Origin of the sequence: Sellimonas caecigallum (assembly GCF_019754295.1) — a bacterium.
In the GTDB taxonomy this organism is placed as follows: Bacteria; Bacillota; Clostridia; order Lachnospirales; family Lachnospiraceae; genus Sellimonas; species Sellimonas caecigallum.
In genome coordinates, this window is the sequence record NZ_VIRV01000017.1 from 38,173 (window position 1) to 47,784 (window position 9,612).

Below are 9,612 nucleotides of genomic sequence, written 5' to 3' on the forward strand. Positions count from 1 at the left end.
ATCTCCCCGGCACAGGAATACACCTGGCCGGGGAGATTGCGTTTTGGGAATTATACTATTGTATGAAGCAGCGAGACTGCTTCAAAGAAGATTGAACAAGTGGGTTGATTTTTTGCGGAAGAAATAGTATGATGTCTCATGGAAATATGATATACTAGGAAAAGGTATGAGAGGGATGGACTATAAATTGCTGATGGATACGGCCATGCTGGCCGGAAAACTGATGCTTCAAAGTGGGGCGGAGACATATCGCGTGGAGGATACTATGCACCATATTCTGAAGACATCCAACCTGGAAAAGACAGAGATACTTGTCATTATGACAGGGATCAGCGCATCAATCAGTGGGGAAGATGTGGCCCCGATCAGTATGGCGCAGCGTGTGGACACAAGAAGTACAAATCTCAGCGTGATCGAGCAGATCAATCACATTTCAAGAAGATACTGTGCTGGGGAGCTTTCTCTGGACGAGGCATATTGTCTTTTAAACGATGTGAAGTCGGTTACATATCCAAGGTGGGTTTCGATCCTTGCTCCCACGGGAGTAGCGATTGGATTTACTGTCTTTTTTGACGGCACATACTATGATGTGCTGGCTACTATTATTGTAGGAATTTTTCTTTCCGGGATTATGCTGGCCGGGAAAGGAGCCGGAATACCGGATTTGATTCTTGACATTTTAAATGCCGTCAGTGTGGGGATTGCGGCTCTCGTGATGAAACGCATTATGGGGGATGTAATGAATCTGGATACCGTCATTATCGGTTCTATCATGCCCCTTGTGCCTGGCGTAGCTATTACAAATGCGGTAAGAGATACCTTCCAGGGAGATTATATATCGGGATGTGCCAGACTTTTGGAAGCATTTCTGAAGGCGGCCTTTGTTGCCCTGGGAATTGGGATTGCCTTGTCTGTTTTTGGAGAATTCATAACAGGAGGAATCGTATGACGGAAGTATTTATAAAAACGATCGGTGTTTTCGTAGCCGTGTATTCATATGCTATTATGATTAATTCGCCCACAAAATATCTCATCTGGGCCGGAGTATCCGGCGCTGTATCTGGATTTGTATATTTTATCTGCACGGCTGGCCAGATAGACGTTGTAATTGCCACATTTTGGTCCGCACTTACAGCAGGTTTGATCTCCCATATTTTCGCCAGGATCTTGAAGACGCCGGTAACAATGTTTTTGATCGGTGGGATACTTCCTACTGTACCAGGCAACGGGATCTATCAGATCATGCACCATATACTGGAAAATGACAGGGCGATGGCAAGCTATTATTTGGCTCAGACGCTTGAAATCGCAGGTGCGATCGCACTTGCTATTTTTCTGATGGATACATTTTTCAGAATATTCCGCAGAGGAGACTGGAAGCAGGATTCCCTTAGATATATACGAAAAGGAGAAAGGAAGAAGTAAGCTATGGGTGTAAGCATCATTTTTGGTATTTTGTCCATTGTAGTTTTTACAGTTGCCACGGTCATGCTGATAAACGGAAAAGCATTGGATCTGGTACCCGGATACAGTGAGATGAGCAAAAAAGAAAAAGAAAACCTGGACAAAAAGAAATTTGGGAGAAAGCTCGGCATTCCGATGGCTGTCGTAGACATTGTTATGATCGTACTGCTTAGCATTTCCTTTTTTTCAGATTCTGAGACTCTCAAATCATATGCTGGATACGGCATGTTAGTCGTGCTGTTTGTAAGTCTGATCATAAGAGATTTTACAAAATTTACGGATAATGGAAAGAGACGCTAAACAGCGGTTATGATAAAAAAATATAGAAACAGGAGAAAAGAGATATGAGTAAAGTGAGAACAAGATTTGCACCAAGTCCGACAGGAAGAATGCATGTCGGGAATTTAAGAACAGCACTGTATGCGTATCTGATAGCGAAACACGAAGACGGAGATTTCATGCTTCGTATTGAAGATACAGATCAGGAACGTTTTGTGGAGGGCGCTCTGGAGATTATTTACCGTACTTTGGAAAAGACAGGCCTTATCCACGACGAGGGGCCGGACAAGGACGGCGGTTACGGGCCATATGTGCAGAGCGAGCGAAATAAGAATGGCCTGTATCTGAAATACGCAAAACAGCTTATCGAGCAAGGCGACGCATACTATTGCTTCTGTGACAAGGAACGCTTGGATTCCTTAAAAACATCTGTGTCAGAAAGTGGAACGGAGATCCGTGTATACGATAAACATTGCCTGCATCTTAGCAAAGAAGAAGTGGAAGCGAATCTGGCAGCTGGGAAACCGTATGTCATCCGTATCAACATGCCGACAGAAGGCACGACAACATTCCACGATGATATCTATGGAGATATCACTGTAGACAATGCAGAGCTGGATGATATGATCCTCATCAAATCCGACGGATATCCGACATACAATTTTGCGAATGTCGTAGACGACCATCTGATGAATATCACACATGTCGTAAGAGGAAATGAATATCTTTCTTCTGCGCCAAAGTACAATCGCCTGTATGAAGCATTTGGATGGGAGCCTCCGGTGTATGTGCACTGTCCGCTCATTACAGATGAAAATCACAAAAAGCTCAGCAAACGCTGCGGCCATTCTTCATATGAGGATCTGCTGGAACAGGGTTTTATTTCCGAGGCTATCGTTAATTATGTGGCGCTTCTTGGATGGTGTCCATCTGATAACCAGGAAATTTTCAGCCTGGAGGAGCTTGTAAAGGCTTTCGACTATCATCATATGAGCAAATCCCCGGCGGTATTTGATGTTCAGAAACTGAAATGGATGAACGGGGAATATATGAAGATGATGGAGTTCGACTGTTTCTTTGAGATGGCTGAGCCATATATCCGCGAAGTAGTGACAAAAGACTATGATCTGAAGAAAATTGCTGCCCTCGTAAAGACGAGGATAGAAGTGTTCCCTGATATCAGAGAACAGATTGATTTCTTTGAGGAACTTCCAGAATACGATACAGCCATGTACACTCACAAAAAGATGAAAACGACAGAGGAGACATCACTTGAAGTGTTAAAAGAACTGCTCCCAATACTGGAAAAGCAGGAAGATTACAGCAATGATGCGCTGTTTGCCGTGCTGAAAGACTATGTGGCGGACAAAGCATGCAAAAATGGATATGTGATGTGGCCGGTTCGTACTGCGGTGTCCGGAAAGCAAAATACACCGGGAGGAGCCACAGAAATCATGGAAATCATCGGAAAAGAAGAATCTCTAAGAAGAATCCGAAAGGGAATCGAATTGTTGGAGAAATAATATATGACAGAAAAAATCGGCGGGGGAACAAAACCCCCGCTTTCCACTTATAACGAAGAACAAAGGCGGGCGATTGCCCACAAAAACGGACCGTGTATGGTTTTGGCAGGTCCTGGTTCCGGAAAGACAACAGTTATTGCCGGCAGAATCTGCGAAATGATCGAGACACATCACATACCGCCGGAAGAAATCCTCGTGATCACATTTACGAAATATGCCGTAAAGGAAATGAAGGAACGTTTCCGAAAGACAGGAATCCATGGGGCGGGATCAGTAACATTCGGCACATTCCACGGGATTTATTACGGTATGCTCCGGCAGGTCTATGATTTGTGCGCGGAGCAGATTTTGAGGGAAGATGAGCAAAGTACTATCGCAGAAGCAGCTGTGAAAGATGTGGAACGGACAAACGGAACAAGGATAGGCGATAAAGATGTACTGCTGATGATCGGGAAAGTCAAGAATAATGGCGGATTCCAGGGTATAACGCAGGATCCGGAAGACCGTCAGGTTTATCACGCGTATGAAAAGAGAAAAAAAGCGGCCGGAAAGATTGATTTTGACGATATGCTGCTTTTGATCTATCAGCTGTTTCAAAAGCGGCCGGATATTCTGAAAAAATGGCAGGAACGATACCGATATATTCTTATCGATGAATTTCAGGATTGCAGCAGGATTCAGTATGAAATTGTGAAGATGCTGGCCGGACAAAGGAGGAATATTTTTGTAGTCGGAGACGACGACCAGTCTATCTACGGATTCCGGGGGGCATCTCCGGCTATCATGAAACATTTTTCCGAAGATTATCCGGAAGCGAAGATTGTACGTCTGGAGATCAATTACCGAAGTGCCGCCCACATTGTAGCTGCATCTGGAAAAGTAATCAAGAACAATAAAAATCGGTTTCCAAAAGATCTGCGGGCAGTACACGACAAGGGTAAACCGGTTCATGTGCAGGAAGTGTACGATATGGCGGAGGAAGCGGACTATGTTGCAGCTGCGGTAAAAGAAAAACTAAAATCCGGAGTATTGCCGGAGGAGATTGCTGTGATCTTTCGGACAACACAGGATGCTGCCATGACCATGTCTGCTTTTATGAACTACAGCATTCCTTTTTTTATGAAAGAGAAAGCATTCCACCTATATGAACATTTCATTGCGGAAGATATAAAAGCATATTTCCGCATCGCCCAGGGAATTCGGCAAAGGAACGACTTCCTCCGAGTCATAAACAGGCCAAATCGCTATATCAGCAGGACAGCGTTAGAAAAGGAGCGGACAGATTTTGAGGACTTAAGGACGTTTTACTGTGATAAGGAGTGGATGATCGACCGGATCGATCAGATGGAGGAAGATATCCGAGAGATAGCTAAGATGACGCCTTATGCGGCCTTTCAGTATCTGAGAAAGAAAACAGGTTACCAGGAATTTTTGTGTGAGTATGCAAAAGAAAAAAATCTGGAACAGAGCGATCTTCTGGGAATTATGGACGAGATTGCCGAGAGTATGAAGAAAAAAGAATCTTTGCAGGAATGGATCAAGTATACAGATGTCTATACAAACCATCTGAAAGAAATGGAAAAAGAAGATCGCTTTACAGAAGGGAAGGTAGCCTTTCTCACGATGCACGGTGCAAAAGGACTTGAATACCGGTTTGTCTATCTCATTGAAGCAGAAGAAGGGATCGTACCACACCGGAAGGCCATCAGGGATGGGGAGACGGAAGAGGAGAGGCGGCTTTTTTATGTGGCCATGACAAGGGCAAAAGAGCAGCTTACAATATCTTATGTCAGACAAAAAAACGGGAAAGATGTCCATCCTTCCCGCTTTGTCCAAGAACTCTTTACTCCTCTTCATCCTCGAGCATCTCGTTAAATTCCTGCTCATCAAGCCATTCGTCAAATGCTTCTGCCGTTGCATCGTACTCATCATCATCTTCGATGTTGGAAAGGCTTGGCTCGTCGTCAATCTCTTCATATCGGTAGATATAAACTTCGCCGTCCTCGTTTGCCTCTCCGTCTTCAGTTAATGGAAGAAGAGCAATGTATTCCTGCTCTCCAACAGAATAGATAGTGAGAACTTCACACTCCAGCTCTTCGTCATTGTCCAGTGTAAGGGTAACGGTTACATTCTGTTCGTCCATAATGATACTCTCCTTTGTGTTCATACGCCTTCTGTACTGATTGTTACAGATGCTAATTTTACTCTAGCAGACTACGGCAAAAAAAGCAAGCAGAATCATGGAAAAGCAGGAGGTTTGGAAAACTATTGACATAGTGTGTGCAGAAAAGTTAAAATTAAAATATGACAGACAGAAACGGGAGGAAATCAGAATGAAATTCAAAAGATTGACGGCTGTATTCCTTGTGATACTCCTTATGTTTAGTCTTGCGGCCTGTAAAAAGCCGGCAGGAGGGAGCCCGGAAGACAATCCGGTAAAGGAAGAGTCCGAGGAAGAAGAGACTGAGATGACCGCATATAAATTCGGATTTTCGGGTATCACAATGGAGAATCCGTATTATACTACGCTGGAAGCTTCTATCAGAGAAGATATCGAAGGGGAAGGCAGCACTTTGATCACAAAGGATCCAAGAGGAGATGCCAATAAACAGATCCAGCAGATCCGTGAAATGATATCAGACGGGATCCAGGCCATTTTTCTCTGTCCGGTGGACTGGGAGGTCATTACACCGGTTGTGAAAGAATTGAGAGAGGCGGATATTCGAATTATTAATCTGGACACACAGGTACAAAATATTGATGATGTAGATGCCTATGTGGGATCGGATAATTACAAGGCAGGACAGATCTGCGGGGAGAAACTGATCGAGACTTACCCTGAAGGCGGAAAAGTTGTGATATTGGAATGTACGACACAGAATTCCATCAACAGCCGAATTACCGGATTTGAGGAGACGATAGCTGGCAAAGGGTTTGAGGTAGTGGCCCGGGCAGATGCTTCCGGGTCAAAAGAAAATGCCAAGACGGAAATGGCCAAGATCCTGCGTAATCAGCCTGAAATCACAGCCGTCATGTGTGGAAATGATCAGATGGCTTTGGGCGCTATGGAAGCCGCAGAAGAGATGAAGAGAACAGATTTGAAGATTTACGGGGTGGACGGATCCCCGGATCTGAAAAGAGAGCTGAAAGAGAAAAATACGCTGATCGCAGGAAGCGCTGCACAATCGCCCATCAACATCGGGAAAGCTGCGGCCAAAGTGGCTCTCCAGATCATGAATGGAGAAGACTATGAAGAAGAAACGCTGGAAGATGTATTGTTTATCGATCAGAGCAATATAGATATGTACGGCGTGGATGGATGGCAGTAGCTGTCAATCAGAAAGGATGGGAAAATGAATCATACAACAGAAAAACCGGCACCGGCTGGAGTCGTGTGGCTGGACGAAGGGGTGGAGTTTTCGGTAGCGATACCCAGAGGGAAACGATGTGTTCTGAATCTGTACAGGAGTAAAAAGGAAAGACCATACCGTTCCATTGAGATGAAGGAGGATATTTTATACGGAGATATCCGATCCTCAGGTCTGCAGAAAGGAATCCGAGAAGGGGACGAGTATCTGTATCTGATAGATGGAGAGGATGTTGTGGATCCATATGCACATATGGTCTGCCGTTACAAAGACGACACGTCCGGAAGTACACAGTCAAAAGAGCGCGGAGTGCTCGTGTCCCCGGACTTCGACTGGGAGGGGGACAGGCCGCTTTGCTTACCGGATGAAGATGTGGTGGCATACAGCCTTCATGTCCGCGGTTTTACGAAAAATTCGGCATCCAAGGTTAAGCATAAGGGAACATTTGAAGGAATAATCGAAAAAATCCCCTATCTCCTTGAGCTTGGGATCAATCAGATACAGTGTATGCCAGTGTATGAGTTTGAAGACCATATCCGCTTGGTATCCAATTACTGGGGATATGGAAGCGCCTACTGCTTTGCACCTAAAAAGAGGTATGCCCATGTGAACCCGGTTACTGAATTGAAACGGATGGTAAAAGAGTGCCACAAGGCAGGAATCGAGGTTGTGCTGCACCTTCCGTTTTTTGAGAAGATGTCTAAGCAGAAAATGATCGAATGTCTGAAATATTATCGTCAGGACTATCATATAGATGGATTTATTGTTAATCCATTTGTTGTGCCACTGGAAGTCATTCGCAGCGATGCATATCTGACAAACATAAAGCTGATCGTCAAAAAGGATGAGTTTCAAAATGTAATGCGGAGATTTTTGAAAAGTGACGAGGGAATGGTAGGATCCGTGATCTGGCAGCTTAGGCACCTTTCCCAGAATGAGTCCTCTTATAACTATATTACTGACCATACAGGTTTTACATTGTGCGATCTTGTCTCTTACGATGGAAAACACAATGAGGCAAATGGAGAAAACAATCAGGACGGGCCAGATTACAATTATAGCTGGAACTGTGGTGTGGAAGGCGCGACGAGAAAGAAAGCAGTCATAAAACTGCGTGAAAAACAGATGCGGAACGCATTTTTCTTGCTTCTGCTTGCGCAAGGGACACCATGTATACTGGCGGGGGATGAGTTTGCCAATTCTCAGAACGGAAATAACAACGTATACTGCCAAGACAACGATACAGCATGGCTGAACTGGAAGAAACTGGAAAAAGAGCAGTGGCTCTTTGAATACGTAAAAGAACTCATCCGTTTTCGTAAAGAGCACCGTATTTTTCATCCGAAAAGGGAGTTCAGTGGTATTGACTTAACACATTGCGGTGTACCAGATGTTTCCTATCACGGAGAAAATGCTTGGCAGGTGCCGGATGGCATTGCAAGCCGTCAGATTGGCATCTACTACAGCGGAGCTGCAGATGGGGAAGAGGATCTCTACATTGCGTACAATATGCACTGGGAATGCCATTCGTTTGCCCTTCCTTCGCTCTCAAAAGGAAAACATTGGGAACAGATTTTTTCGACGGAAGAACGAGAAGGTTTCCTGAATGAGCCGATCGATAAGAAACAGGAGCGTAAAGCAGAGGTTTCAGAACGCTCCATTGCAGTTTTCAGAGGAGTGAAGGATGGACAATCTGAAAAGACAGTGGAGTAAGATGGAAATAACAAGTTTCGCCCTGAAATGGATCGGGATTGTATCCATGATTGTGGATCACATAGGACGTATGTTTTTCCCTGATATATGGGTTTTTACCGCAATTGGACGTCTGGCATTTCCGATTTTTGCCTTTTTGACGGCAGTAGGATTCATGTACACGGCAAACATTTTCCGGTATGGAATCAGACTTTTTCTTCTGGCTCTTTTGTCGGAACCCATTTTTGATTATGCATTCTTTGGCACGTTCTTTTATCCGGACAGGCAGAATGTGTTTTTTACTCTGACGCTTGCAGTGTGGATGCTTTACTTATGGATCAGTGTGAACAATCTGGCAGTGAGATGGATCGCGGTTATTCTGATTATGCTTATTTCCGAAACGCTTGCAACAGATTATAATTCTATGGGACTTCTGATGATTTTAATTTTTTATTGTTTCAACAATGAGAATATGAAACAGAACATCCTGGTGGCTGCTGTGAATATTCTTCTGATGGGAAGGATACAGATGTTTGGAGCGTTAGCACTGATACCGATCAGTCTATATAAAGGAGAGCAGGGAAGAAAGATGAAATGGTTGTTTTATTCTATGTATCCGCTACATCTTTTGTGTCTGATCGTGATACGTGAGGCGATTCTGAGATAGCGATGGAAATCAGAAAAGAAGACAGGAATGAGGATTGTGAGAAAATGAAAGTATGGAAACATTTTTGTACAATTACACGTCACAAATATCTTGTTATGAAATATTGTTTCCGGGTCGGCCTTTACAAGCAGGGGCTTCTTCATGACCTGTCCAAATATAGCCCCACAGAATTTCTTGTGGGCTGCAAATATTATCAGGGAAATCGGAGTCCAAATAACGCGGAACGAGAGAAAAAGGGATATTCCAGCGCGTGGCTGCACCACAAAGGACGCAATAAACACCACTACGAATACTGGATTGACTATGGGCTTGAACCAGGGCAGGGGCTTTGCGGGATGAGGATGCCGGACCGGTACATTTACGAAATGTTCCTGGATCGGATCGCTGCCTCCAAAATCTATAAGAAGGAAAAGTATACGGATCGGAGTCCTCTGGAATATTACCGCAAAGGAATGGCAGATTCGTTTATGCATCCTCACACAAAAGAAGTCCTTGAGCATCTTCTGATCATGTTGGCAGAAAAGGGCGAGAAGACGACATTGGCTTATCTTAGAAAAGAAATATGGCGAAATAAAAAGGAGCATTCTTTCTGAAAAGAAAGGATACTCCTTTTTATTAC

The 9,612-nt window shown here is 44.2% G+C and carries 10 protein-coding genes; 9 read left to right on the forward strand and 1 reads right to left on the reverse strand.

Going from position 1 to position 9,612, the window contains the following annotated elements; all coding sequences use genetic code 11:
- Positions 1 to 175 precede the first annotated feature (175 nt).
- From FLB61_RS10550 to FLB61_RS10570, 5 genes are read left to right on the forward strand one after another with little or no spacing between them, the layout of a single operon-like run.
- Complete coding sequence (locus tag FLB61_RS10550; protein WP_087202558.1) at positions 176 to 949, forward strand: threonine/serine exporter family protein; 774 nt, start codon at positions 176 to 178, stop codon at positions 947 to 949.
- The gene (locus tag FLB61_RS10555) at positions 946 to 1,425 is read left to right on the forward strand and encodes a threonine/serine exporter family protein (protein WP_221920097.1); all 480 of its coding nucleotides are present in this window, start codon (positions 946 to 948) and stop codon (positions 1,423 to 1,425) included. Before FLB61_RS10550 ends, FLB61_RS10555 begins: the two co-directional genes overlap by 4 nt.
- 3 nt (positions 1,426 to 1,428) lie before the next feature.
- Positions 1,429 to 1,764, forward strand: a complete 336-nt coding sequence (locus FLB61_RS10560) for a DUF3784 domain-containing protein (RefSeq protein WP_087202457.1) — start codon at positions 1,429 to 1,431, stop codon at positions 1,762 to 1,764.
- A 44-nt stretch (positions 1,765 to 1,808) separates the two neighbouring features.
- Positions 1,809 to 3,266 (forward strand): glutamate--tRNA ligase, encoded by a 1,458-nt coding sequence (gltX, locus tag FLB61_RS10565; RefSeq protein WP_221920098.1) that lies wholly within the window; start codon positions 1,809 to 1,811, stop codon positions 3,264 to 3,266.
- A 3-nt stretch (positions 3,267 to 3,269) separates the two neighbouring features.
- Positions 3,270 to 5,141, forward strand: coding sequence for an ATP-dependent helicase (locus tag FLB61_RS10570; protein WP_221920099.1), 1,872 nt, complete (start codon positions 3,270 to 3,272; stop codon positions 5,139 to 5,141).
- Here the strand turns inward: FLB61_RS10570 and FLB61_RS10575 are convergent.
- Complete coding sequence (locus tag FLB61_RS10575; RefSeq protein ID WP_221920100.1) at positions 5,110 to 5,433, reverse strand: DUF1292 domain-containing protein; 324 nt, start codon at positions 5,431 to 5,433, stop codon at positions 5,110 to 5,112. The genes FLB61_RS10570 and FLB61_RS10575 overlap by 32 nt on opposite strands.
- Positions 5,434 to 5,599: 166 nt before the next feature.
- Between FLB61_RS10575 and FLB61_RS10580 the strand changes: the two genes are divergently transcribed.
- The 4 genes from FLB61_RS10580 to FLB61_RS10595 are packed head-to-tail and all read left to right on the forward strand — an operon-like array spanning position 5,600 to position 9,586.
- Positions 5,600 to 6,595, forward strand: coding sequence for a sugar ABC transporter substrate-binding protein (locus FLB61_RS10580; RefSeq protein ID WP_221920101.1), 996 nt, complete (start codon positions 5,600 to 5,602; stop codon positions 6,593 to 6,595).
- Positions 6,596 to 6,619: 24 nt separating this feature from the next.
- On the forward strand, positions 6,620 to 8,347 hold the full coding sequence (locus tag FLB61_RS10585) for an alpha-amylase family glycosyl hydrolase (RefSeq protein WP_221920103.1): 1,728 nt from the start codon (positions 6,620 to 6,622) through the stop codon (positions 8,345 to 8,347).
- On the forward strand, positions 8,319 to 8,993 hold the full coding sequence (locus tag FLB61_RS10590; RefSeq protein WP_221920105.1) for a TraX family protein: 675 nt from the start codon (positions 8,319 to 8,321) through the stop codon (positions 8,991 to 8,993). The genes FLB61_RS10585 and FLB61_RS10590 overlap by 29 nt, the downstream gene beginning before the upstream one ends.
- A 44-nt stretch (positions 8,994 to 9,037) precedes the next feature.
- A complete protein-coding gene (locus FLB61_RS10595; protein ID WP_087202554.1) occupies positions 9,038 to 9,586 on the forward strand; it encodes a DUF5662 family protein in 549 nt (182 codons plus the stop codon).
- Positions 9,587 to 9,612 lie beyond the last annotated feature (26 nt).

Excerpts from the sequence above, each read along its gene's own strand:
- FLB61_RS10550 (WP_087202558.1), top strand. The coding sequence starts at position 176 with ATGGACTATAAATTGCTGATGGATACGGCCATGCTGGCCGGAAAACTG.
- FLB61_RS10555 (WP_221920097.1), top strand. The coding sequence starts at position 946 with ATGACGGAAGTATTTATAAAAACGATCGGTGTTTTCGTAGCCGTGTAT.
- FLB61_RS10560 (WP_087202457.1), top strand. The coding sequence starts at position 1,429 with ATGGGTGTAAGCATCATTTTTGGTATTTTGTCCATTGTAGTTTTTACA.
- gltX (WP_221920098.1), top strand. The coding sequence starts at position 1,809 with ATGAGTAAAGTGAGAACAAGATTTGCACCAAGTCCGACAGGAAGAATG.
- FLB61_RS10570 (WP_221920099.1), top strand. The coding sequence starts at position 3,270 with ATGACAGAAAAAATCGGCGGGGGAACAAAACCCCCGCTTTCCACTTAT.
- FLB61_RS10575 (WP_221920100.1), bottom strand. The coding sequence starts at position 5,433 with ATGAACACAAAGGAGAGTATCATTATGGACGAACAGAATGTAACCGTT.
- FLB61_RS10580 (WP_221920101.1), top strand. The coding sequence starts at position 5,600 with ATGAAATTCAAAAGATTGACGGCTGTATTCCTTGTGATACTCCTTATG.
- FLB61_RS10585 (WP_221920103.1), top strand. The coding sequence starts at position 6,620 with ATGAATCATACAACAGAAAAACCGGCACCGGCTGGAGTCGTGTGGCTG.
- FLB61_RS10590 (WP_221920105.1), top strand. The coding sequence starts at position 8,319 with ATGGACAATCTGAAAAGACAGTGGAGTAAGATGGAAATAACAAGTTTC.
- FLB61_RS10595 (WP_087202554.1), top strand. The coding sequence starts at position 9,038 with ATGAAAGTATGGAAACATTTTTGTACAATTACACGTCACAAATATCTT.